We start from the raw sequence: 24,248 nt of genomic DNA, 5'->3' as shown, positions 1-24,248 counted from the left end.
CTGCTTCTCCTCAAGTCAACGCGTGGAGCGCACCATGGCAACGGGCCCGAAGGAACTCAAACAACTGCTGGATCAACTCATCGCGCGCAAGAACCTGCCATTCGAGGAGGTGCTGGCGATGTTTGCTGGCAAGGGCGGCAAGTTCAATCAGGGCGCTGTGATGGAACGCCTGAACTTCCTGTGGAACAAGAACCTGTTCGTGCTGCTCGACGCCACCGGCCAGGAGGTCTCGTGGAACGACGATGCGCCGTACCGCACGCCCGCCGACTACACCTTGCGCTTCGTGCATATCGCGGGCAAGGAGGAAGTCATTGCCGGCATGAGCGCTGACCGTCTCGACTTGCAGGACATCCAGGAGGTCGTGCCGGGCTATGTGTGGGCCGGCGTTCAGCGGCGACAGGAGTTGCGCATCGTCGGCGAGCAGAAGACCGCCACGCTGCTCGCCGAACGCCTGCGTGCCTTCACGCACCAGTTCGCCTTTCATCTGGTCACGCGACAACACGCGCAGATTGCCGGCCTCTTCTCGCCCCATGCACTCAAGGGCCAGACCCTGGACACCTTGCTCACCCGTATCGCCAACCTGGAAAAAGAATACGGCAGCTTCGACTACTTCGACCGGGTGCAGGTCAATCAGGTCCTCAATGGCGACACCTCGGCCGTGAAGGACTCGGACGGCAATGTGCGCATGGATATTCCGAAGGCCATTCCGCGCGAGGCCATTCGCGGCTGGTCGGAGTTCCAGATGATCAGCGTCCGCACGCCGCACGGCCTGGCCATCCACGAGATCACCGTGTCGCTGAAGATCGTGGAGGAAGACGGCTACTTCCGCATCGCCGACGCATCCGCGAACTCCACCTGCTGAGCCCGGCCCCCGGGGCCTTGCGCCCCCACCTCTGCTTCCACTTCGCTTGTTCCTCGGCGACTGGCTATAACTGTGTAGTCCTGCGACAAACAAATGCGCCCCATGCGATCACACTGATGCGCGAGGCACGGCCTTCGCTCCGGGGGCTGGCAGAACGAGGAGATGCGCCATGAGCAAGAACACGATCTGTCTGTGGTACGACCATGATGCGGAAGAGGCTGCAAACTTTTACGCGCGCACCTTTCCCGACAGTGCCGTCAAAGCACTGCACCGCGCGCCCGCCGACTACCCCGGCGGCCAGGCGGGCAATGTGCTGACAGTGGAGTTCACGGTATTCGGCGTGGCGTGCCTCGGCCTCAACGGTGGCGACACCTTCAAGCACAGCGAGGCCTTCTCGTTCCAGATCGCCACGGAGGATCAGGCAGAGACCGATCGTTACTGGAACGCCATCGTCGGCAACGGCGGCGAAGAGAGCCAGTGCGGCTGGTGCCGGGACAAGTGGGGCCTGTCATGGCAGATCACGCCGCGCGTATTGACCGACGCCATGGCCCAAGGCGGCGAAGTGGCGAAGCGCGCGTTCGAAGTCATGATGGAGATGGGCAAGATCGATGTCGCGAAGATCGAGGCGGCCGTGCGAGGCAAGGCCTGAAGCCGACCTCGATGGCGACGGCATGAGCTCGTCGCCGCGCCCTTCAACATCCGCCCTGCCCGGCGAGTAAGCGGGCGTTTTCTCACCGCCCGCACGACATTCCAGCGGCCCGTCGCTATTGCGGCCCTGCGCCCGCCTTGACTGCCGCCATCAGGCCTTCCGTCTTGTCGGGAGCATAGGGGTAAGGTGGTTTCCAGCCCGCTGGCTGCAGGCCCGCACCGTAGTCCTTGCAGGCGGCCTGCGTATCCATCGGCAGGCCATTGATGAGGCTGCCACGATCCTCGTAGCGCGTGCCGCCAAAGCTCTTCACGACGTCACATACGCTTTTTGTGCCGTCGATCTCGAACAGGTTGGCCTCTGAAATCAGGCTGGACTCGACCCCCAGCCCGTGGCTGTACTGGTAGCGATACACCGCATGCGTCTTGCTGCCGATGTGCACGTTGTTGTACAGATGCACCTGCCCGTATCGCACCCGCGGCGCGCGCTGCGTGACGTTCTCGAACAGGTTGTGATGAAAGGTGGTGCGCAGGTGCCCTGCGTCAGCGCTCTCCTTGTCGCTGTGCCCGATCAGGTTGTTCTTGTCGTGCAGGCGGAAGACGCTCCATGACACAGTGATGTAGTCGCTGGCCTTCTTGATGTCCAGCGCGCCATCATGGTGTTGCACTTCCTGTCCGTTGGCCGTGCCGTTCTGGTCATCCGTGTGACGGCCGTCGGTGATCAGCACATGGTCGACCCACACATGCCGGCTGTCGTCGATGGTGACGCCGTCATACTCCGAATTCCAGTGACCGGTCGGCCCGTCTTTCGGGTCCCACACCGGATACGCATCCCACGGCGTCTCGATGCTCAGGTTGCGGACGATCACGTTCTGCACGCCCTTGAGCACGAGATTCGCGTTGACCAGCCCTGATGCCTTGTCCAGCCCGACAAGGGTGGTGTTCGACGGCACGCGGATCTGTACGCGCGTCGCCTGGTCCTCCGCACTGGCGAAAGGGATGCCACCCGTGCCGTCAATCGTGCCCTCGACCACGACGATGCGTGCCGCGCCGTCCTTGCCTGCCAGCGCCTGACGCAAGCCGGCAATGTCCTTCACGCGGAAGACCCGCTCTGCTGTCGCTGCGGCGCCCCCGCTGGTGCCGCCCTCGGCCGAGGCCCAGCCATCGGCCGGCGCGGTCTTGCGCCAGTCGGCTTCCGTAGAGGCCAGCGCCATGGCGGGTCTGGCCGCAGCGGCGCCGATCAACACCAGGGCAACTGCCCCGCACACCCGATTCCTGACCATGTTCATTTTCAAGTTTCCTGACGACTGTTACGCGCATCCGCCCGCCACGCTGGGGAGGCTTCTCCCCTGTTCGAGACGCCTGGCGCCAGGCGGTTCCCTCGTGGCGCGCACTCAGATAGAAATAATTCGCATTTGAGAGAACTTTTCATTTGGCGCCCTCACTAAAGCCTGAGTTTTTGCAGAGTCTGTTCGTCTGCAGACGCTGCGCGGCGAACCTGCCAGCCCTGCTCTCACGACTCTTTGCTGCTTTTCGGCCTTGCTTCAAATCCAGCCTCACAACCTATCGGGAGACCTCATGAAAGCGCTGTTCCGCCATACCGCACTTGTCCTCGCCAGCACCTCTGCCCTCGCCGGCAGCCTCGCCCACGCAAGCGAGATCAACCTTTACACCACGCGCGAACAAGGCCTGATCCAGCCTTTGCTGGAAGCATACACAGCGAAGACCGGCGTCAAGGTGAACACCGTGTTTCTCAAGGATGGCCTGCCTGAGCGCGTTGCCAGTGAAGGGGCGAAATCGCCTGCCGACGTGCTGATGGCGGTTGATGTGAACGCCCTCGTCGATTTGACGGAAAAAGGCGTGACGCAACCGATCAAGTCGGCCGTGTTGGATAGCGCCATTCCCGCCAACCTGCGCGATGCGCAAGGCAACTGGTTCGCGCTGTCGATGCGCGCCCGCACGCTTTACACCGTGAAGACCGGCGGCCCGACGGCCTTTACCTATGAAGACCTGGCTGATCCGAAATACAAGGGCAAGGTGTGCATCCGCTCCGGCCAGCACCCTTACAACACGGCGCTGATCGCCCACATCATCGCCAAGGATGGTGAAGCAAAAGCCGAGCAGTGGTTGCGCGGCGTCAAGGCCAATCTGGCACGCAAGGCCGGTGGCGGCGACCGCGAAGTCGCGCGCGACATCATGGGCGGCGTATGCGACCTGGGTCTTGCCAACTCCTACTACGTGGGCCTGATGCGCAGCGGCAAGGGCGGCGCCGACCAGCAGAAATGGGGCGACGCCATCAACGTCGTGCTGCCCACCTTCACCAAGGGCGGCACGCACGTGAACGTTTCCGGCGCGGCGATTGCCAAGCACGCACCGAACAAGGACAACGCCGTGAAGCTGCTCGAGTTCCTCGTCTCCGACGAAGCACAGGCCATCTATGCCAAGGCCAACTACGAGTACCCCGTGAAGAAGGGCGCGGCCATCGACCCCATCATCGCCGCACTCGGCCCTCTGAATGTCGACTCGATTCCGCTGACCGAAGTGGCCAAGCACCGCAAGGCTGCCAGCGTGCTGGTGGACAAGGTCGGTTTCGACAACTGATCGCTTTCTGCTCCGAGGTTTCGAGAGCGCGGGGCACAAAGCTGACCGGCAAAGGGCTTGCGCGCTGCGTACACGTCAAGCCCGTCATTCCCGCGTAAGCGGGAATGACGAAACGTAAGCAGGCGGCCCTTCGCAGGTGAGCCACGCAGGGTGCACTTGAAGCGAAGCGCATTGCGTCCCACGCATCTGGCAGACTTGCTGTCGTGCCCGGCAAGGGATGATGAAAAGGTTCTGAAAGGTCATGCAACACGGCCCCGCACTTCCCGCTCACGGCGTAGCGTTCAACTGGCGCTACGCCGTTTCAGTTCGTCTGTCGGGTGGCCTCGGTGCGGGCTGGCTACTCATCGCCGCAATCGTCGCCCTGCTCGTCCTGCTGCCCGTCTTCTCGTTGGGGCATCACGCCCTGCAAGGCTCGGGCGAGCTGTGGTCACACCTCGCCGCCTACGTCCTGCCGCAAGCCCTGCGCGACAGCCTGTTGCTGCTATCGGGCGTCGGCATCATGGTCGTCACGCTTGGCAGCAGCCTCGCCTGGCTCGTCACCGCCTACAGCTTTCCCGGGCGTCGCCTGCTCAGCTGGGCGCTGCTGCTGCCGCTGGCCGTGCCGACCTACATCGTGGCTTTCGCCTATCTCGATCTATGGCACCCGGTCGGCGCGCTGCAGACCGGCCTGCGCGGCCTGCTCGGGTATGAGAGCCCGCGCGACCTGCGCTTGCCCGACATCCGCTCCATGTGGGGCTGCATCCTGCTGCTCGGCCTCGTGCTCTATCCCTATGTCTATCTGCCTGCCCGCGCACTGTTCCAGATGCAGGCCGGCGGCCTCATCGACGCATCGCGCACGCTCGGCGCCGGGCCGTGGCGCAGTTTCTTCCGCGTGGCCCTGCCCCTCGCGCGCCCGGCCATCGCCGTCGGTGCCAGCCTCGCCCTGATGGAAGCGCTCAATGACATCGGCGCGGCAGAGTTCCTCGGCGTGCGCACGCTCACCGTGTCCATTTATGCCACATGGGTCAATCGCTCTAGCCTGCCCGGCGCGGCGCAGATTGCGCTCTTCATGCTCGCCATCGTGCTCTCGCTCATTGCGCTGGAGCGCTGGGCACGACGTCATCAGCGCTACGCCACCAGCGGCCGCCAGGCCAGGCCGCTTGCAGCGCAGCCCCTCAAAGGTTGGCGCGGCCTGCTCGCCTGCGCCTTGGCCAGCGTGCCCCTCCTGCTCGGCTTCGCGCTGCCCGTGGGCTATCTTGTCGTGGAAGCCACCAAGCGTTTCAACTTTGCCGGGCTGGAGGCAAGCATCCTGCGCGAAACGCTCAACACCGTAGGCATGTCTGCACTGGCCACGCTCGTCGCCACCGCCCTGGCCTTCCTCATGGCCTTCATCCTGCGGGTCACGCGCGGGCAAGCGCCACTTGTGAGCATGCTGGTGCGCTGTGCCAGCCTCGGCTACGCCATCCCCGGCACGCTACTCGCCATCGGCCTGCTCGGCCCGCTTGCAGGGTTCGACAACGCGTTCAGCAGCTTCCTCGAACAGTCATTCGGCATCTCCACCGGGCTGCTGCTGTCGGGCTCCGGCGCGGCGCTGGTGTATGCCTATGTCGCACGCTTCCTGGCGGTGGGCAGCGGCAGCATCGAAGCCGGCTTCAGCAAGATTCCGCACTCGCTCGACGATGCCGCGCGCGCGCTCGGCGAACACGCGGGTGGCGTCGCACGCCGCATCCATCTGCCGCTCGGCATGCCGGCCATTGCCGCCGCCATGCTGCTCGTCTTCGTCGACTGCATGAAAGAGCTGCCTGCGACACTGCTGCTGCGCCCGCTCAATTTCGAAACGCTCGCCACGCACCTGTATGGCGAAGCCGCGCGCGGCACCTACGAGAGCGGTGCCATTGCCGCGCTGCTCATCGTCCTCGCCGGCCTGCTGCCCATCATCCTGCTGTCGCGCATCGGCCAGGCCCCTGCGTCGCGCAAGACTGCGCAAGCAGCAGATGCCGCCGCCGCACTTCCTGACCTGCACGCCTACCGCACATGAATACCGAATCCCCCCGGGCGCCGCGCCTCACCGTCAGCGGCGTACATCATCGCTATGGCAACAGCCACGTGCTGCGCGACATCTCGCTCAATGTCGCACCGGGCGAGATCGTCTGCCTCGTCGGCCCCTCGGGCTGTGGCAAGAGCACCCTGCTGCGCCTCATCGCAGGGCTGGAGCTCTTGCAGGCCGGCGAGATACGCATGGACGCGGACTGCGTCGCCTCGGCGCAGCGGCATGTGCAACCGGAGAAGCGCAACACCGGCCTCGTCTTCCAGGACTTCGCGCTGTTCCCGCACATGTCGTTGCAGGACAACGTGGCGTTCGGCCTCGCCCACAAGCCACGCGCACAACGCGAGGTGATTACACGCACCATGCTCGCCCGGGTCGGCCTTGCAGATCGCGCCAGCGACGCGCCGCACACGCTCTCCGGCGGCCAGCAACAACGCGTCGCCCTCGCGCGCGCACTTGCCCCCGGGCCGGGCCTTGTCCTGCTCGACGAACCCTTCTCCAATCTGGACGTGCGCCTGCGCCACCGTCTGCGCACAGACACGCTTGCCCTGCTCCGCGAGCGCAATGCCGCCAGCATCCTGGTCACGCACGACCCGGAAGAGGCCATGTTCATGGCAGACCGCATTGCCCTGATGCACGAAGGCCGCATCGTGCAGATCGGCAGCCCGGCCGAGCTCTACTACCAACCAGTGAGTCCGTTCGCGGCGGAATTTTTTGGCGATGTGAATCGCATCCAGACCCACATCATCGACGGCCATGCCGTCACGCCGGTCGGACGCTTTCCTTCATCTGGATTGGCAGAGGGCAGTCGCGCGGCAGTGCTGATACGGCCGGAGGCCATCACACTCGGTGCGCATGCCGAGGCCGGCAGTATCGCCGCGGAGATCATCGACAGCCATATGCTGGGCGCCACCACGCTTGTCAGCCTGCAGGTATCGGACAGCAGCGGGGGCGACATGACGCTGCAGTCACAACTCACCAGCGGCATCGCTTGCATGGCGGGCGACACGGTATGGCTAAGGATCGATTCCGCCGGCGCGTTTGTCTTCGCGGACTGAGCGCCACCCCGGCGCTGTGCTAGGTCACTGCTTGCGCTGAATACCACTGTGCGGGATCTGGCGACCAGTCTTCGTCGCCCATGTCTTCCAGCAAGACGGAGGCCACTTCGCCGAGATCGGCGCCGAATGCCTCATGCGCTGCTGCAGCGCCGCCATCTTCTCGCTGCGCGGTGTTCACGAACCGTACGAAGCCATCCCACTGCTTGCCCATCTGCTCGACGATGATGCGACCCAGATCGTAGGAAAGCAGGTTGCCGTCATCCGTGCGATCGAATGACTCGCCAGACCAGAACTGCTGAATCATCCCGGCGTTCCAGAACCCCAGGTGCTTGGCATGTAACTCGCGCGGCGTGTAGAGCTGGCCACGAAAGCCGGCAACGCGACGCTCCGTGTTGACGGCAATGCCTTCATCCAGCCACTTGGGAAGATTCAGGCGCGACAGCGACAGATGGGTCATTTCGTGTGCAATGACCGGTTCGACCGCACTCAACTCATTGCGCACGGTCAGAAAGTGCGGGCAGCCCGCATCGATGAACATGCCCCCGCTCATCGCGAACTCGCCGTCTTCGGGATAGAAATTGGCGACGTATTGGTAATAGTCCTCTTCACTATCCATCACGATGAGGATCGTTTTCTCACCCGCCGGCAGTTGCGCAATCCCCTTGAGCACCTTGAGTATCCTCTGCCGCGTCGTGCTGACGTATTCGGCAAGCGCCGCGGCAACGGCAGGCTCCATCGACGTGAGGATCAACGCATCCTGCGTCTCGACCAGCCGCGCATGCGGCCCTGTCGCTTCGCGCAAATGCATCAGCCATATCCGTCGGCCCTGCTCGATGGCCACTTTCGCGGCTGCGGCGTCGAAATGCTCGGCGGCCCAATCGGACAAGGCCTTCCAGTCCATCATCGGCACATTGTTTGCCAGAAACATGTGGGCCAGTACTGGAAAGTCATTCCCCTGCGGTCCCGCAATTTTCTCGGGAATGGGCGTCGCCCCGGGTGATGCCGCTGGGGCAGCAGGTGCGCCCTGCGGCCGGGGTGCACGCACATTGACGTAGGCAGAAAAGGCGCCCATGAACGGCAATAGCCAGATGGCTATCGTAAACAGCAGCTTCTGCGCGCCATGCTCGTCAGCATGCGCTCGCACGTGTCGGGTGGCAGCCACGTTCAGCGCCAGCAGAATGACGATAGCAATGAGCCAGTAAGACATCTGGGGGAAACTACTGTTCATGCGCGAGCCCTTGCACGCCTGCCCGTCGCAACACCCATTTTACTCACGATCGGTTGTACCTTCATCCCGCCTGGCGTGCTCCCGCATCCGACGCTGGTGCTCGGCACGGCGGGCAAAGCGGAACTTCATGATGGCGGCCAAAGTGAAGACGCCGAACAGTCCCCATGAGATCGGTTTGAGAACTGCGGGCAGCTGTGCGAGCACGGGGCTCTGGCGCAACCACACCGGCAACATCCACAAGCCGATCACGGCGACTACGAATGCGAGCGCGACGGCGATCCGCCAGTCACCTTTCTGGACAAGCGCCAGCAAACCCACGTTCTTGCGGCCATGCCTGCCAATGCGTCTATGTGCCATGCCTCCCCCCACTTTTCTTGTTTTGTCTGCGGCCTCTGTCTGTCGCGAGGCTCGCGCGTCATGCCTGGTGTCATCGTGCAGCGCCCTCACGCCGTCAGCGCTGGCTGCATTCCTCCAAGATACGGCATAAACCCGGGCAGAGGAAACTGGCGGAGGAGGAAATCGATCACGCTTCGCGATACCTCTTTCCGCAATGGCGAAGGCCTGAGAGTAGCGGAGCGCGCCGCGCCGAAAAGGCCGCCTCACAGGCGGCGCATGGCCGGCGGGGTTTGATCTGGCTCAGCTCGCGCGGCCACGCAGCGGGTTAGCCTGCCTGACATGAAGCGCCCCGCTCTTGTCGCTCGCCTGCTGATGCTTGCCCTGTGCCTGTTGCTGCTCAGCACGGCCGGTCACGTCATGGGGCAAGCGACGGATCAGTCCCCCCCTGTAGTGACCGCGCATGCGGTGAACTGTCACGCAGAGGGTGGAGACCTTGCTCCCGCTGCCACGACGACTTCCCGAGCTGCCACACCTTGTGCGGATTGCGCGGCCTGCTCCACTTTCCTGCAGCCCGACATGCGGCATCTCCACCGGGTCACACCGGACGCTCGCGTGATGATGCCGCGACTGACTACGCTGCTGGCTGACGCCATCGTCATGCCAGAGCGCAAACCCCCCAGACACTGACCACTCTCCCCCTGCTGCTATTGCCGAGGCGCTTGCGGGCAGATAGCCGCTCGCGCATCGCCTGAATCCACACTTTGGAGAATATGTCATGTCAATGACGCACTACATGGAATTGCTGGCCACCAACCAGCCCTGGAACCTGATCCTGTTCATGGCGATCCCGGTCGTCCTCGCGGAGACGGTGGCCATCACCGAGTTGTTCATTCTTTTCACACGCGCATTCAATGGCACATTGCGGCTGGTCAATCGACTGGCGAGCATCGTCGGCGGCGCGTACTTCTGTGGCGTCTTCATCTGGCTGATGTGGACTGCCGTAATTCCGCTCACGACGGGCGCCGGCTGGCGCGGGCCGGCCGATGTCATCGCGGTCGGATTCTATCTCTCCGGCATAGTGCCTCTCGGCGGTCTTGCACTTCTCGACCTGGGCCTGATCGGCAAGAAGCGGAACGAGGAAGGCAAGCTGAAACTGCATGCCTGCTTCGTCGCGATCTTTCTCGTCGTGGCGCACATCGCGATGATCTTCGGCATGCTCGACCCTGCCGTGCTTGGCGCTGGCCAGCCGATGGATGCCGCCATGCCGGGCATGCATCACTGAGGTCTGCGCAGCGATGGAGCGCTCACTCCATCGCCTTTCACGTGCGCTCGTGCGAAGCGCAATCTGACGGCTACAATAAGCTTCCCGGGCTGCCTGACTGCTTTGCATGAAAAGAGATAAGGATAGTCGCGGGCACGATTTCAGATTTGCAGGCACCCCACTATTCCCAGGAGTTCACCATGTCTTTGCGCATCAACGATACCGCACCGGATTTCACCGCCCAGACGACGCAGGGCACGCTCAAGTTCCACGAGTGGATCGGCGACCAATGGGCGATCCTCTTCTCGCACCCGAAGGATTTCACGCCGGTGTGCACGACCGAACTGGGTTACATGGCGAAGATCGAGCCTGAATTCACCAAGCGCAACGCCAAGCTGATCGGCCTGTCGATCGACCCGGTCGAGAACCACAGCAAGTGGGCTGCAGACATCGAAGAGACGCAAGGCGCAGCCGTGAAGTACCCGATGATCGGCGACACCGATCTGGCCGTGGCCAAGCTGTACAACATGCTGCCCGCCGACGAAGCCGGCACCTCCGAAGGCCGCACCGCTGCCACCAACGCCACGGTGCGTTCGGTGTTCATCATCGGTCCGGACAAGAAGATCAAGCTGATGCTGACCTACCCGATGACCACGGGCCGCAACTTCGATGAAATCCTGCGCGTGCTCGATTCGATGCAACTGACCGCCAAGCACAAGGTGGCGACGCCGGTGAACTGGAAGAAGGGCGATGACGTCATCATCGTTCCATCGGTCAGCGACGATGATGCGAAGACCTTGTTCCCTGAAGGCTTCAAGACGATCAAGCCCTACCTGCGCACCACCAAGCAGCCAGGCTGATCACCCGCGTCGCTGTGTAACGAAGAGCCCGGATGCAGGCCACTGCTTCCGGGCTTTTTCATGGCTGGCAAACCTGGCCAACCTCGCACGGCATGAAACGCCATCGTCCTTCCTGTGCGCCGATACAATGCGGCAGACCCGCGAGCGGCTGTTGCCGCACGCTACCTCCTCCGACCAGGAGCCCGGACGCGCATGCACGCCACCCCCACCAGCCCGACCGACTTCGTGAACCCGCCCGTCAGGAAGCGTGTGCTCGACCCGGTCCGCCGTGTCTCTGAAATGATCTTCGGCCTGCTGATGGCGCTGACCTTCATCGGCGCCCTCAACGTGGCGAGTGCGGGCCAGCAGGAAGTGCGCACGATGATGTTCGCCGCCATCGGCTGCAACCTTGCCTGGGGCCTGACCGATGCGCTGATGTATCTGCTCGCCACCTTCACCGAACGCACACGCAAACGCACGCTCGTCACTCGACTGAAATCGGTTTCCGCCGCCGAAGGCAGTCTGTTATTGCTGGAAGCTTTGCCGCCCAGCCTGGCGGAAGCGGTCGGCCGCCACGGCGTCGAAGGATTGCGACAGGCGCTCATCCACATTCCGGATTCGGCACAAGGTCCGCGCCTGGGAGTGGCGGATGCCCAGACCGCTGCGGGCGTCTTTCTTGTCGTGGTGCTCAGCACCTTCCCCGTCGTATTGCCCTTCATTTTCGTGGACGAGCTGGCGACGGCGATGCGCTTTTCCAACGCCATTGCACTCGTCATGCTGTTTGGCGGCGGCTGGTCGCTGGCGAAGTATTCGGGCGCATCGCCCTGGCAAATGGGGTCCCTGCTGGCCTTGCTGGGCTCGGCACTCACGGCCGCCGTCATCGCGCTCGGCGGCTAAGCGCCTAGAGCATTGGCTTGATCGCCGGCGCGCTCGATTGAGACTGCGACTGCTGCTTGCCCGGCGGCGGTGCCTGTTTGGCTTCCTTGAGGGCGGGTTCGTGTGGCTTCGGCACAGGCTTGTGCGCAGGGGGCGTTACAGGCGCTACCGGACGGTTCGGGCGAATCGGCGGCTGGCTCCAGCCTGGAATAACCCCGCCCTGCACGTAACCCACGCCACCCTCTCCGCTCAGCTGGGCGTCAGCTTCGGCCTCGCAATCGGTGCCCCTGTTGGCCTTGCACCGATCGATCGCCCGCTGACGCGCCTCGGCTCGCGCTGCAACCGCCTGGTCAGCCGGCGTTGGGGCTTGCGCTGTCTGCGAAGCCTGATTCGCTTGCGGGTTCGCATCGCCCTTCGCCGCATTCGCTGCCCCACCCGCCTCGCCCTTGGGGGGCGGTGGCTGGGGCACGACCGTCGCCGGCACCACGGTCACGCCACCCGACACGACCTTGGCCTTGACGTTCTTCGGCGGCGCATCGCCGTACTGGACCTTGCCATCTGCGTCGATCCATTTGTAGACCTCGGCTTGGGCTCCCAGGGCACAACTACACAAGGCGATGAGCAACAGGCTTCGTTTCATGATCATTTCCGGCTCGGATGTCGGGGGATATCGTGACCTGGTGAGGCGAACGGGATGACGTGGAATCATGCTACATGTTCATCGTAGATGCTGAACCTTCCGTAAGGCAGGTTCAGGCGATGATCTGACGGCCGGCACAATTCGTGTCAGACCCTTGCCAGGCCTTTGATTGCTCGCAAGTCCACTTCGGAGAACATGCACCGGATTTGCGTTTACCCGACCCAAAAGGTTACCCTCGCGATCTCCCCGCTGTGTCCGATTCGCCCCTGCAGGTTACGGGCGCGCTGTCCGGCACGTGGCACGATTACCCCCGATTGACGCGAAGCGTCGCTCTTACAAAGGAAAGCCCCATGAAAATCGCAATCATCAGCGAAAACAGCCAAGCCGCCAAAAACGGCGTCATCGAAACCGCTCTGAAGACCGTTGTCGAGCCGCTGGGTCACCAGGTGTTCAACTACGGCATGTACAGCGCCGAAGACGCATGCTCGCTGACCTACGTGCAAAACGGCATCCTGGCCTCCATCCTGCTGAACTCGAAGGCTGTTGACTTCGTCGTGACCGGCTGCGGCACGGGCATGGGCGCGATGCTGGCTTGCAACTCGATGCCAGGCGTGTTCTGTGGTCTCGTTGTCGACCCGACCGATGCATTCCTGTTCGGCCAGATCAACGATGGCAACGCCATCTCGATGCCTTACGCCAAGGGTTTCGGCTGGGCAGCTGAACTGAACCTGCAAGACGTGTACCGCAAGCTGTTCGAAGGCGAGCGCGGTCTGGGCTACCCGAAAGAGCGCGCAGCGATCATGGCGAAGAACCGCGGCATCCTGCGTGACGTGAAGGCTGCTTCGTGCAAGGACCTGATCACCGTTCTGAAGGCAATCGACCAGGACCTGCTGAAGGCTGCAATCGCTGGCGACAAGTTCCAGGAATACTTCTTCAAGAACAGCCAGGACGACGCAATTTCGTCGTACATCAGCGGCGTGCTGGGTCGTTAATCGACGCCAGTGCCTGCCGGCTCCGGCCGGCGACAAAAAAAGCCCCGCGATTGCGGGGCTTTTTGTTTGCGGCGCGCGCCGCACTTCATATGGCGCACGTCATCCGGCGCACTTCATCCAGATTTCAGGCTTCGGCGAGCTGCAGGCTCGGGTAATCCACGTAGCCGACGCGGCGGTCGCTCTGGCCGTAGCCGTAGAACGATTCTGCGCGTTGCGGGTTAAGCGGTGCGCCTTGCAGGAAGCGAGCGGGCAAGTCGGGATTGGCGATGAAGTCCTTGCCCCAGGCGACTGCATCCGCTTCGCCATGGCTCAGCAGCGCTTCTGCCTTGTCGCGGCTGAGACCCTGGTTGGCGATATAGACGCCACCAAAAGCATCCTTCAGCGCCGGTCCGATACGTGGGTCGTCCTGCGATTCCCGTGCGCAGATGAAGGCGATCTTGCGACGGCCGAGCTCACATGCGACATAGCTGAAGGTCGCCAGCAGATTGCTGTCGCCCATGGTGTGCGAATCGCCACGTGGTGCGAGGTGCATGCCGACACGGCCAGCGCCCCACACACCGACGACGGCGTCCGTCACTTCCAGCATCAGGCGGGCACGGTTCTCGATGCTGCCGCCATAGTTGTCGGTACGCTGGTTGGTGCTGTCCTGCAGGAACTGGTCGAGCAGATAGCCGTTGGCGCCATGGATTTCCACGCCATCGAAACCAGCCAGCTTGGCGTTCTCCGCGCCCTTGCGGTAGGCCTCGACAATGGCCGGCAGCTCGGACGTTTCGAGCGCGCGTGGCACGACGTAGTCACGCATCGGACGCAACAGGCTGACGTGGCCTTGCGCAGCAATGGCACTCGGCGCGACAGGCAACTCGCCCCCCAGATGCTCAGGGTCGGAGATGCGACCGACATGCCAGAGTTGCAGGAAGATGCGACCACCGGCGGCGTGCACGGCCTTGGTCACGAGCTTCCAGCCTTCGACTTGCGCGTCGGACCAGATGCCCGGCGTGTCGGGGTAGCCCACGCCCATCGGCGTCACGGAAGTCGCTTCGGAGAGGATCAGGCCGGCGCTGGCGCGCTGGGCGTAGTACTCGGCCATCAAGGCATTGGGCACACGACCTTCGTCGGCGCGGCAACGGGTCAGCGGCGCCATTACGACGCGGTTGGGCCAGGTCAGGTCACCGACCTGGATGGGATCGAACAGCTTGCTCATCGGGTGTTCCTTTTTTGTTGGGGGAGAGAAAACGGAAATGCGATGGAGGCGGTGCGCTACAGCTCCTGCTGCATCTGCTGCAGGAAGGCGGCAATCACCGCTTCGTTACGCGAATAGAAAATCCACTGCCCGACCTTGCGCGTGCTGACGAGGCCGGCACGCTGCAGGCAGGCCAGATGGGCCGAGACGGTGGATTGAGAAAGCTCGGCTTTCTCGTAGATCTTGCCGGCGCAGACGCCGAGATCGAACGGATAGTGTTGTTCGGTGAACTGCCCGGCCGGATCCTTGAGCCAGGCGAGAATCTCCCGCCGCGCCGGACTGGCCAGGGCCTTCATGATTTCGTCCATGGAGGCTTCATCCGGGGCGGGCCCGGATGGCAGGACAGATTCGTCTTCGCTCGAAATTTGATTCGTCATTTAACGAATCTTATTTCGTAAATTAACGAAATACAAGCACTCTGACACTTTGTGACGAAAGCGCCCCTCCCGAGCGCCCTCGCCAATCAGGCAGTGACCGCCTCAGGCTGCCTGTTGCAGCAACCTGATCAGATTGCGCCAAAGCCGGCCCCAGGCATGCAGCCGGGGCTGGTTTGCCCGAAAAAAAAGCCTGGCGCACGGCCAGGCTTTTTCCTTACAGCACGACATGCCTCAAGACAGTCTGCGGCGAACCGTCACGCCGATCAGGCCGAGACCGGCCAGCAGCATGGCAATGTTGGAAGGTTCCGGTACGGGAGAAATCGTCCAGCCCATATCCTGCAACTGCCCCAGAGTAATCGCGTCGGCCCCCATCGCCACGCCCTTGGCAGGAGAACCATAGGACATCAGGTTGCCCACGGTCGGGTCGGTATAGACGATGACATTGCCGTTGATGGTGCCGTCTGAATTGAGAGGCATGGAGTTGAGCTTCACATAGTTGCCGCCGTTGGCCGCAGCTGCGTTCGCCCCCGTCCAGTACAGGTTGGTGCCGGTCACTGCAGCAACGCGCTGGCTATCGGTCATGCTGGTCAGCGCTACGAAAGTATTGTCGGCTTGCCGCTCGGCGAGGAAGCGATCGTAGATGCTCGGCATCGGAGCCTGACCGCCCACCACACCATCATATTGCTTCTGGAATCCGCCCTGCTGCGTACCATCGCTTGCATCCAGTGCGCGGTCGATCTTCGTGTTGAAGCCCAGCGCCCGGACAATGCCGCGCTCGGCGTAGGTCAGAAAATCAAACTGGTTTGCACCGGGGTTGCCATCAAGTCCCAAGTACACAGAAGACGTCATGGCCGGCGTAGAGCTGAAAGTCAGCTTGAAGTCCGCATTCAGGCCGTTCGGATTGACGCCGGAAAGTTGCTCTGCGAGCGCTGCCGTGTAGGAAGTCTGCTGCAGGGCACCCGGCACGGCAGACGTAAAGGAATAGAAACTGGGCGCGGAAGTACTCGAAAGCGGATTTAGGCTGGTAGAAGCCGCGTTCATGTCCACATCGATGCGGAAAGTCTCGCCCGGCGTCTTGGCTACCAGGAGATTGCTCCAGTACTGGCCTGCCGCCTCCATGACGGCGCGACGATCCCCCCCGAGCACGGCATCGTTGAAACCCGTGCCCGGTGCGTCGACGTAGTTGAAAACAAACTGGACCTGCGCGGCGAAAGCGGAGGTGGATGCACAGAAGGCCAGAGCCAGTGCGACGCCTGCGTATTTGATTTTCATAGTCTCCCCGGAGTAACAAGTTTTAACAACGAGGCGGATTATCCCTGCAATTGCGGTCAGCAAACGTGATCGATTACGCATTTATTTCGCGCGCTTCGTCCCATAGCGATTGCTGCAAAAAACAAAGCCCGCCAAAAGGCGGGCCTTGTCCGGACAACGATGCAGATTACGCTTTACTTGCCGTCACCACCGGTCAGCAAGGGGATGCTGCCATCCGAGTCCTTGCCAAGCAGGCCGGCACCGACATAGATGCCGAGCTTCTGGCGCGTATCGGTGATGTCGAGATTGCGCATGGTCAGCTGACCGATGCGGTCGGCTGGCGTGAAGGCGGCGTCTTCCACCTTTTCCATCGACAGGCGCTCGGGCGCGTAGGTCAGGTTTGCGCTGACCGTATCCATGATGGAGTAGTCATTGCCGCGACGCAGTTCCACGGTCACTTCACCGGTAATGGCGCGCGCCACCCAGCGTTGCGCAGTCTCGCGCAGCATCAGGCATTGCGGGTCGAACCAGCGACCCTGGTACAGCAGGCGGCCGAGCTTCATGCCGTTCATACGGTACTGCTCGATGGTGTCTTCGTTGTGGATGCCGGTCACGAGGCGCTCGTAAGCGATGTGCAGCAGCGCCATGCCGGGGGCTTCGTAGATGCCGCGGCTCTTGGCTTCGATGATGCGATTTTCGATCTGATCGCACATGCCGAGACCGTGGCGACCACCGATGATGTTAGCTTCGTTGAACAGCTCGACTGCATTGGCGAAGGTCTGGCCGTTGATGGCAACCGGTACGCCTTCTTCGAAACGCACGCTGACCGTCTCGGCCTTGATGGCGACGTCATCTTTCCAGAACGCCACGCCCATGATGGGTTTGACGATGTGCATGCCGGCGTTGAGGAACTCGAGGTCCTTCGCTTCGTGCGTCGCGCCGAGCATGTTGGAGTCGGTCGAGTAGGCTTTTTCGACGCTCATCTTGTAGTCGAAGCCGTTGGCGATGAGGTATTCGCTCATCTCCTTGCGGCCGCCGAGCTCGTCAATGAAGGTCTGGTCAAGCCAGGGCTTGTAGATCTTCAGCGCCGGATTGGCCAGCAGGCCGTAGCGATAGAAGCGCTCGATGTCGTTGCCCTTGTAGGTCGAGCCATCGCCCCAGATGTTCACGCCATCGGCTTTCATGGCGACGACCAGCGCGGTGCCGGTCACGGCGCGGCCCAGCGGCGTGGTGTTGAAGTAGGTCGCGCCACCGCTCTTGATGTGGAAAGCGCCGGACTGGATCGCAGCAATGCCTTCGGCCACGAGTTGTGGGCGGCAGTCGATAAGGCGGGCGATCTCGGCGCCATAGGCCAGTGCCTTGCGCGGGATCTCTTCGTAGTCGCTCTCGTCGGGCTGGCCGAGGTTGGCGGTGTAGGCACAGGGCACGGCGCCCTTGCCACGCATCCAGTGCACGGCAGCGCTGGTGTCGAGGCCGCCGGAAAAGGCGATGCCGACGCGTTCGCCGGCGGGGATCTTCTGGAGAATGGTTGCGGTCACAGGGACGTCTCGAAATGATGAAAATCAGGCAGGCGCGCATTGTAACGCGCCACCGTAGCCGCCGTCTTCCAAACCGGCCAATGCGGGGCAATCCATCGTCACGGCGGGCAAAACACTTCCGGCTATTCCGCTGTGCAATACGCCCGTCGCCGGCGGCGGCTTGATTTACGCAAGTTGGACGGGGTTTCGCCGTTACAAATGGGGCAAGCTCGTCGGAAGCAAGCCTGTCGCCTCCCGATCACTCCGGAACACGCCCGCTCCATGCCGCAGCCCCATCTCTCTACTCGCTGGGCCACACAGATCCTGAAACGAGGTCTGTGGGTATTCGTGGTCGGCGTGCTGCTCGTGCTGTGGTCGCTTGTACTGAGCTTCAACTACACCTACCGCAGCAAGCTGATCGAAACGAGCACCAAGGAGCTGGTTCAACAGAATAGCCTCGTCGCTCAGCACACCTACTCACTCTTCCGTTCGGTGGAAACCGATCTGAGGGTCGTTGATCGCTGGTTGCAACGCTACCCGGGCAAGGACCCGCTGCATGACCCACAGTTCGTGGCGTTGATCGATGACCTACGCAAGCTCTCAGGGGGTTTGATCGACATCCGCATGGTGAGCTCCGATGGGCAGCTCCACTACATCCCCGATCCGGAACAGCCGCTCGCCGATGTCAGCGACCGCGCCTATTACCGCGCCCAGCTGAATGGTGGGCCACAGGTCCTGCACATCGGCGACCCGGTGCTGGGCCGGGTCACCGGCAAGTGGACCATCCCGGTCTCCTGGCGACTGTCGCAGGAGGTTGCCGGCCTGCAGGTCGTGTTCGCAGCCCTTGAACTGGATCGACTCACCGAACCGCACGATCGCTGGCGCATGAAGGAGCATGGCAGCATCGTGCTGGTTCGCGAGGATGGTCGCTTGCTGTCACGTGCGCCTTTCGATGCACGGCTCATCGGCATGGACTTCAGTGGCACCCCGGAATACAAGATGTTCCACGGCACCGGTCATGGCAGTTTCATCTTCGACAGCCGGACGACCGATCGCATAGCGCGCATCGTCAGCTTCGAGCGCCTGCAGGATGGCCCCCTCGTGGCCGTCACCACGCGCGGCCTGGACGAGGCACTGGCGCCCTACTACACCTTGCGGCGCACTTTGTTATGGACCGCCGCGGCGGTGAGTCTGCTGGTCCTGCTTTTTGCAGTTGTCATTCACCGCACACAGCGATCGCTCTTTCAGGCTCAACGCAGGCTGCAGCGCCTGGCCCTGACCGATGACCTCACCCGTGTCATGAACCGGCGGGCATTCATGATGCAGGCGGGCAAAGAATTCGCGCGTGCCCAGCGCCATCAGGAAGGGCTGGCACTGCTCATGGTGGACATCGACCACTTCAAGCAGGTCAACGACAAGCACGGCCACGCAGTGGGTGACGAAGTGCTCGCCGCCCTGCCCGGCACCTGGTCCCGTACATTGCGGCGCAATGACGTGCTGGGCAGGATAGGTGGCGAAGAGTTCTGCATCGCGTTGCCCAACACCAGCAGCACCGATGCACTCGATATCGCCCAGCGCCTGTGCGAACTCAGCGCACTCGCCCGCGTATCGAAGCAGGTGGCCGGGCTGCGCGTCACGATCAGCATCGGCCTCGCCTGGTCACTGGAAGCGGACAAGGACTGGCTACCGATTCTGGAACGCGCCGATCAGGCGCTCTACCGCGCCAAGGCAAACGGACGCAACCGCGTCGAGACGCAGACAACAGATTGATGCCGCAAAAAAAAGCGCACGCCGGATGTCAGCGTGCGCTTTCACTCCACACACGACCCGCCGAGCAGGCGGATCGCACACAAAGACTTACTTCAGTTCAAAAGCACCCAGGTCTGGCGCACCACCCTTGTAGGCGATGCCGACGTTGACGCCCTTGTCGATCAGATTGCTGCTCGACGACAGACGGAACAGGCTGTTGTTGGGCAGGCTGCCATCTGCATTACGTGCAGCCGTCGCGAGGCTGGTGTCGACGCTGGCGAAGTCCGAGCTGCTGGTCGTGATGCTGTTCCAGGTGTTGTTGGTCGAGGTCGCGTTGGCGATCACGTCGGCACTGGTGCCCGACAGCGAAGCGTTGTTCTTCAGGATGTTCTTCTCACCCGAAGCCAGCGTGCCACCCCAGCTGAAGTTGATCTTGTTCTTGTAGCCGGTGTTGTTGTACAGCGTCACGCCACCCGTGTTGTTGTTCTGGTCGAAGCCCTTGCCGGGATGACCGAAGGCCACGGAGTTCTTGATGACATTGCGCTGCACGGCGCCGTTACCACCGAGCTTGAAGCCGTTGCCATTGCCCGCGAAAGCGCTATCACCATAGATGTTGATGCCGTTGCTGAAAGCCCAGCTCTTCTCGATGGTCACGGCTTGCGGACTGTCGAAGGTGTCGAAACCGTCATCCGAGTTGCTCCAGGCACGGCAGCCGTAGAAGAAGTTGCCGGCGCCCTGGGTCTGCTTGGAAGCAAAACCGTCGGCCATGCTGCCGTTCTTCTTCGGATCGTAGTTGTTGTACGAGTCGACGTTGATCACCTTGGTGTACGAACCGCCCTTGTTGATCTCCAGACCGCTGTTGCGGTTGTTGTAGAAGGCGACATTCTCGAAGGTGTTGTAAGCGCCCGTGACATAGGCGCCCTGATAACCCGCGCGCGTCACGTCGATACCCTTGAAGTACCAGTAGCTACCCGTGAGGGAGAAGCCGTAGGAGTCCTGCAGCCAGGTGTTGGTCGGCCACTGGAAGTCGATCTTGGCGCGACCGCAGTTGGCGGCAACCATGTAGATCTTCGCGCTGGACGTACCGGACTGCGACAAGGTGATGGTGTTCTTCGCTCCTGCGGTGTAAGGCACGGCGTACGTACCGGATTGCAGCAGGATCATCTGGCCGGCGCTGACCTTGGAGATGGCGGCCGTGAGGCTCATCGGCGCGGAGAAGCTGGTACCCGCCCCGCTGGCAGAGCCCGAAGGCGTCACGTAATAGACCTTGCTGGCCGTCAGGTTGCTGGTCTCCGTGCCGCAGCCCGTGACATACGGGTCAGTGCTGGCTACGGAGCTGGCAACAGAGCTGCTCGCGACCGAGCTGCTGGCCACTGAACTGCTTGAGGACGACTTGCTGGAAGAAGAGCTGCTGGCGACCGAGCTTGCAACAGAGCTGCTCGAAGAACTCGACGAAGCTGCGACGCTGGAGCTCGACGAAGAAGTCGTCGTGCCCGCGTAGGAGCACCAGGCACTGGACGTGAAGGTGTTGCTCGGGAAGTTGCTCGACGAGCACACGACGCTATTGGTAAAGGTGCCGTAAACGAAGCTGCCGGACTTGCCCAGCGCGACGGAACGCGTGCCGCTGAAGGAACAGGTTGCGCCCGTGTTCTGCACGCACTTGGTGTAACCGGATGGAGCATCTGTTGCGGCATGCGCGTTGGCAGCCAGCAGCATGGCGGCAGCGCCGCCAAGCAGATATTTGCTAAGCATTTGTGTCTCCTGATTTTATTTTGATTGCAACGCATACCGGCACGTTGCGGCACTACCACCTTGGTTGTAGGACAGACTCCTACAAACCGCAACAATAGTAACACTTATTAACTAAAGGCCAGGAGCACTGCAACACGCGGAAATGCCGACGAGAAGAACGTCGGACTGGCCGCCCGCGCAAGTCGCATCAGCGCGGAACCGGAGGCCCCGCGCGCGCGATCAAAGCTGGCTGACTCACTCCGCCAGTTGTGGCTGCAGACGTGCGGCGAACACATCGGCAACGAGGTCACTCTGCAGCACCAGGGCTGACTTGCCCTGCTCGCCGAGCGCGAACACCCCACGGCCGTTCGAGTACACGATGCGGCCGCGCGCATCGATGTCATACGACGCGACATTCGTCGCCAGCGCCGTATCGACGCCTGCCGGCGTGCGGCTGACCAGGACCCACGATTGCGGCACAAGGGAGGGCACGCCGTGGATGGTGCGCGGGCTACGCAAGAGCTTTTCCGCGTCAATGCGCTTGCCTTGCAACATGATCTGCTTCATGTCCGCTTCCACAGCAGGGCCCGAGGCGCTGGTCAGCGGCTTGCGCGAATACATGAGCGAGAAGAAGTTGAGGTAGTGAAAGACCGCGCGTACGAGGCGGAAGGGGAAGAAGATCGTGTCGAGCACGACGTTGCCCGCACCATATTGCGGCGGCTCGTAGGGGCGGCGGATGAATAGCAGATTGCCCTTGGGGCAGACGCGCGGGTTGATGAAGTCGTAGCGCGCATCCTCGAGCACGGACGACACGGTGCCGGACTGCATGTTCAGCATCTGGATCGTGGCGTTACCCAGTGCAATCACCTGCCCGCTCGCATGCCGCGCCAGCCCTGCGGACTGGAACAACAAACGGTTCTCCACGCCCGGCAACCAGGCCGGTGCCGTGTCGAAGGAATCCCCACCCGTGGCTTCACGCAAGCCGCTGCCATCGCGATTGAGCACCACGATATTGGCGATGCCGCCGCTGATCGAGCTTGCTGCGAGCATCTTGCCGTCGGGCGACAGGCTGAGATCGTCGAGATGCAGCTGCTGCTTGAGCAGGAGACGTTGCTCGGCGCCGGAGCCCGGACGGCAGGAGAACAGGCCGCCGACGGATTCGTCCTTGAGCACGTATAACAAGGTGTTCTCGTGCTCATCGAAAGCGGCAGAGGTGATCGCAATCGGCGTGTCGGCCGCGCTCATCTGGCGCATGCGGCCACCTGCTGCGATGCCGAAGCTGGTGTTCTCCTTCCACGCATTTTTCTGCCGGCTGCGCTCGCGGCGGTCCAGCGCTTCCTCGATGTGCGTACTGTGCAACTGCATGACGGGCGCACCGGGCGTGCGGTAGAAAAGTTTGCCGTCAGCCACGAAGGCTACATCCAGCGTGGCTGCCTCGGCAGCCAGTTCCGAGTTGGCCTGCACGGCCACTGCGGGCGCCCCGCCCGCCGCGGTCGAAGCACGATAGAGAAAGTAAGCGACTGCAACGACGACCAGCAGACCAATCAGAATATGCACTGTATTCCCCCTGTTCCAGACAACGCCCAGACCTGCACGTGGTTCGGCTTGTCGCCGTTTGTGGCGGGATGACGTTGTCGCGCGCCACGCTCGCCTTGGCCACTTCTGCGCTTTGTTCTCATATGACCAAGGCGTATTGTAGCCGTGCTGGCCCGGCGTCATGCCGTGTCATGAGCTCACCCCGGCGAGACGCGACTTGACCGCAGGCCCGGCCCCGATGAAAGTAGCGACAGCCTGTGCGATCCATGTGGCTGACAAACGCACGGCCTTCACCTTAACTGGAGGTAGCCATGATCTTCGAGCAGATTGCGACCGGGGGCTGTCAGTCTTACCTGATTGGCTGCACCGAAACCCATGCCGCCGCGCTGATCGACCCTGAGGTCAGCCAGCTCGATCAGTACCTCGCCCTCGCCGCGCGCGACGGTCTGCACATCCGCTACCTGATCGACACCCACACGCACGCCGACCATTTTTCCGGCACGCACACGCTGGCGAAGCGACTGCATGCGCCCGTCGTCATGCATCGCAACAGCCCGATGCCCTTCGTCGACATGCGCCTCGGCGATGGCGAGATGCTGATGCTAGGCCGCATGCGTATCGAGGCCCTGCACACACCCGGCCACACGCGCGACTCGATGTGCCTGCGCCTCGAAGATCGCGTCTTCACCGGCGACACGCTACTGATCGGCGGCACGGGTCGCACCGACCTGCCGAGTGGCGACCCGCTTGCGCTGCATGACAGCCTGTTCAACCATCTGCTCAAGCTCGACCCGGCGCTCAAGATCTTTCCCGCGCACGACTACAAGGGCCGCAAGAGCAGCACCATTGCCGACGAGTTGAGCAGCAACCCGCGCCTGCAATACACCGACCCCGCCGCCTTCGCCGAGCTGATGAACACGCTCAACCTGTCGATGCCCACACACATCACCGAAGCGCTGCGCGTCAACATGAGCGGCGGCAAGTCGGTCTCACAGATGCTCGACGAAGCCGCGGCCAGCGTGCCCTTCATGTCGCTCGCCGCGCTCAAGGCAAGAGTCGAGCAGGCGGACACCAGCCTGATCGTGCTCGACGTACGCGAACGTGATGCCTATGAAGCCGGCCACATTCCCGGCGCGCGACTGCTGCCGCGCGGTCAGCTCGAATTGCGCGTGAATCAGGAACTGCCCGACCCGACCCGTCGCATCCTTGCTTGCTGCGAGATCGGCAAGGTGTCCACGCTCGCCACCGCCACGCTGCGCGAGATGGGCTTCGCTGGCGCCGTCGCGCTGGACGGCGGCATGAAGGCTTGGCGCGAAGCAGGTTATCCGCTGAAGACGGGCAGCGAGCCCTGACGCTGCCACCAGTTTCGTCATCCCGGCACAGAGCGAGATGACGACGGTTGTTGAGGAACCTCATGCCGTCTCCGCAGGCAGCATCCACCTGCATTGCGCCCTTGCATCCAAGGGCTCGCGGTCGTAACAGG

Annotated in this window: 21 protein-coding genes; 11 read left to right on the top strand and 10 right to left on the bottom strand. The window is 62.6% G+C overall.

Translation table 11 applies throughout. The annotated features are described in order from the left end of the window. The first annotated feature begins 34 nt into the window (after positions 1 to 34). The gene (locus VVD49_RS12730; RefSeq protein WP_327599554.1) at positions 35 to 862 is read left to right on the top strand and encodes a hypothetical protein; all 828 of its coding nucleotides are present in this window, start codon (positions 35 to 37) and stop codon (positions 860 to 862) included. A gap of 169 nt (positions 863 to 1,031) precedes the next feature. After that, on the top strand, positions 1,032 to 1,511 hold the full coding sequence (locus VVD49_RS12725) for a VOC family protein (protein ID WP_327599553.1): 480 nt from the start codon (positions 1,032 to 1,034) through the stop codon (positions 1,509 to 1,511). Positions 1,512 to 1,626: 115 nt separating this feature from the next. Here VVD49_RS12725 and VVD49_RS12720 read toward each other — a convergent pair whose 3' ends face one another. Next, a complete protein-coding gene (locus tag VVD49_RS12720; RefSeq protein WP_327599552.1) occupies positions 1,627 to 2,796 on the bottom strand; it encodes a pectate lyase family protein in 1,170 nt (389 codons plus the stop codon). 289 nt (positions 2,797 to 3,085) lie between these two features. On the opposite strand from VVD49_RS12720, the gene VVD49_RS12715 reads away from it, so the two are divergent. From VVD49_RS12715 to VVD49_RS12705, 3 genes are all read left to right on the top strand, one after another. Next, positions 3,086 to 4,108 (top strand): extracellular solute-binding protein, encoded by a 1,023-nt coding sequence (locus tag VVD49_RS12715; RefSeq protein ID WP_327599551.1) that lies wholly within the window; start codon positions 3,086 to 3,088, stop codon positions 4,106 to 4,108. Positions 4,109 to 4,349: 241 nt separating this feature from the next. Continuing rightward, the gene (locus VVD49_RS12710) at positions 4,350 to 6,125 is read left to right on the top strand and encodes an ABC transporter permease (protein ID WP_327599550.1); all 1,776 of its coding nucleotides are present in this window, start codon (positions 4,350 to 4,352) and stop codon (positions 6,123 to 6,125) included. Then, positions 6,122 to 7,192, top strand: a complete 1,071-nt coding sequence (locus VVD49_RS12705) for an ABC transporter ATP-binding protein (protein WP_327599549.1) — start codon at positions 6,122 to 6,124, stop codon at positions 7,190 to 7,192. The genes VVD49_RS12710 and VVD49_RS12705 overlap by 4 nt, the downstream gene beginning before the upstream one ends. Positions 7,193 to 7,211: 19 nt before the next feature. On the opposite strand, the gene VVD49_RS12700 is transcribed toward VVD49_RS12705, so the two are convergent. Both VVD49_RS12700 and VVD49_RS12695 read right to left on the bottom strand, forming a co-directional pair. Further along, positions 7,212 to 8,420 carry a hypothetical protein gene (locus VVD49_RS12700; protein ID WP_327599548.1) on the bottom strand — a complete coding sequence of 403 codons (1,209 nt, stop codon included), beginning with the start codon at positions 8,418 to 8,420 and terminating at the stop codon, positions 7,212 to 7,214. A gap of 39 nt (positions 8,421 to 8,459) precedes the next feature. Beyond that, complete coding sequence (locus VVD49_RS12695) at positions 8,460 to 8,777, bottom strand: hypothetical protein (protein ID WP_327599547.1); 318 nt, start codon at positions 8,775 to 8,777, stop codon at positions 8,460 to 8,462. Positions 8,778 to 9,531: 754 nt separating this feature from the next. Between VVD49_RS12695 and VVD49_RS12690 the strand changes: the two genes are divergently transcribed. The 3 genes from VVD49_RS12690 to VVD49_RS12680 all read left to right on the top strand — a co-directional run bounded on the left by VVD49_RS12690 (position 9,532) and on the right by VVD49_RS12680 (position 11,753). Next, positions 9,532 to 10,038: a DUF6803 family protein gene (locus VVD49_RS12690; protein ID WP_327599546.1), complete on the top strand. Its 507-nt coding sequence runs from the start codon at positions 9,532 to 9,534 to the stop codon at positions 10,036 to 10,038. Between the two features lie 179 nt (positions 10,039 to 10,217). Beyond that, positions 10,218 to 10,877, top strand: coding sequence for a peroxiredoxin (locus VVD49_RS12685; protein ID WP_327599545.1), 660 nt, complete (start codon positions 10,218 to 10,220; stop codon positions 10,875 to 10,877). Positions 10,878 to 11,069: 192 nt separating this feature from the next. Continuing rightward, positions 11,070 to 11,753 (top strand): hypothetical protein, encoded by a 684-nt coding sequence (locus tag VVD49_RS12680; RefSeq protein ID WP_327599544.1) that lies wholly within the window; start codon positions 11,070 to 11,072, stop codon positions 11,751 to 11,753. Positions 11,754 to 11,757: 4 nt separating this feature from the next. On the opposite strand, the gene VVD49_RS12675 is transcribed toward VVD49_RS12680, so the two are convergent. Continuing rightward, on the bottom strand, positions 11,758 to 12,372 hold the full coding sequence (locus VVD49_RS12675; RefSeq protein ID WP_327599543.1) for a DUF4124 domain-containing protein: 615 nt from the start codon (positions 12,370 to 12,372) through the stop codon (positions 11,758 to 11,760). 350 nt (positions 12,373 to 12,722) lie between these two features. On the opposite strand from VVD49_RS12675, the gene VVD49_RS12670 reads away from it, so the two are divergent. After that, positions 12,723 to 13,364, top strand: coding sequence for an RpiB/LacA/LacB family sugar-phosphate isomerase (locus tag VVD49_RS12670; RefSeq protein WP_327599542.1), 642 nt, complete (start codon positions 12,723 to 12,725; stop codon positions 13,362 to 13,364). A gap of 124 nt (positions 13,365 to 13,488) precedes the next feature. On the opposite strand, the gene VVD49_RS12665 is transcribed toward VVD49_RS12670, so the two are convergent. From VVD49_RS12665 to argG, 4 genes are all read right to left on the bottom strand, one after another. Then, the gene (locus VVD49_RS12665) at positions 13,489 to 14,565 is read right to left on the bottom strand and encodes an alkene reductase (RefSeq protein ID WP_327599541.1); all 1,077 of its coding nucleotides are present in this window, start codon (positions 14,563 to 14,565) and stop codon (positions 13,489 to 13,491) included. 56 nt (positions 14,566 to 14,621) lie between these two features. Then, complete coding sequence (locus VVD49_RS12660) at positions 14,622 to 14,981, bottom strand: ArsR/SmtB family transcription factor (RefSeq protein WP_327599540.1); 360 nt, start codon at positions 14,979 to 14,981, stop codon at positions 14,622 to 14,624. A 231-nt stretch (positions 14,982 to 15,212) separates the two neighbouring features. Beyond that, entirely contained in the window at positions 15,213 to 16,253 is a 1,041-nt protein-coding gene (locus tag VVD49_RS12655; protein WP_327599539.1) for a PEP-CTERM sorting domain-containing protein, read from the bottom strand. A 173-nt stretch (positions 16,254 to 16,426) separates the two neighbouring features. Then, positions 16,427 to 17,770 carry an argininosuccinate synthase gene (gene argG / locus VVD49_RS12650; RefSeq protein WP_327599538.1) on the bottom strand — a complete coding sequence of 448 codons (1,344 nt, stop codon included), beginning with the start codon at positions 17,768 to 17,770 and terminating at the stop codon, positions 16,427 to 16,429. Positions 17,771 to 18,031: 261 nt separating this feature from the next. Here argG and VVD49_RS12645 point away from each other — a divergent pair, with 261 nt between their 5' ends. Then, entirely contained in the window at positions 18,032 to 19,519 is a 1,488-nt protein-coding gene (locus VVD49_RS12645; protein ID WP_327599537.1) for a sensor domain-containing diguanylate cyclase, read from the top strand. An 87-nt stretch (positions 19,520 to 19,606) separates the two neighbouring features. On the opposite strand, the gene VVD49_RS12640 is transcribed toward VVD49_RS12645, so the two are convergent. Beyond that, positions 19,607 to 21,250, bottom strand: a complete 1,644-nt coding sequence (locus VVD49_RS12640; RefSeq protein WP_327599536.1) for a right-handed parallel beta-helix repeat-containing protein — start codon at positions 21,248 to 21,250, stop codon at positions 19,607 to 19,609. 234 nt (positions 21,251 to 21,484) lie between these two features. Beyond that, complete coding sequence (locus VVD49_RS12635) at positions 21,485 to 22,786, bottom strand: TolB family protein (RefSeq protein ID WP_327599535.1); 1,302 nt, start codon at positions 22,784 to 22,786, stop codon at positions 21,485 to 21,487. A 290-nt stretch (positions 22,787 to 23,076) separates the two neighbouring features. Between VVD49_RS12635 and VVD49_RS12630 the strand changes: the two genes are divergently transcribed. Next, on the top strand, positions 23,077 to 24,117 hold the full coding sequence (locus VVD49_RS12630; RefSeq protein ID WP_327599534.1) for an MBL fold metallo-hydrolase: 1,041 nt from the start codon (positions 23,077 to 23,079) through the stop codon (positions 24,115 to 24,117). Positions 24,118 to 24,248: the final 131 nt, after the last annotated feature.

This window comes from Uliginosibacterium silvisoli (assembly GCF_036017035.1).
Classification (GTDB): domain Bacteria; phylum Pseudomonadota; class Gammaproteobacteria; order Burkholderiales; family Rhodocyclaceae; genus Viridibacterium; species Viridibacterium silvisoli.
Note: the sequence above shows the minus strand (reverse complement) of the source record. Positions and strands in the feature narration are given on the sequence as shown.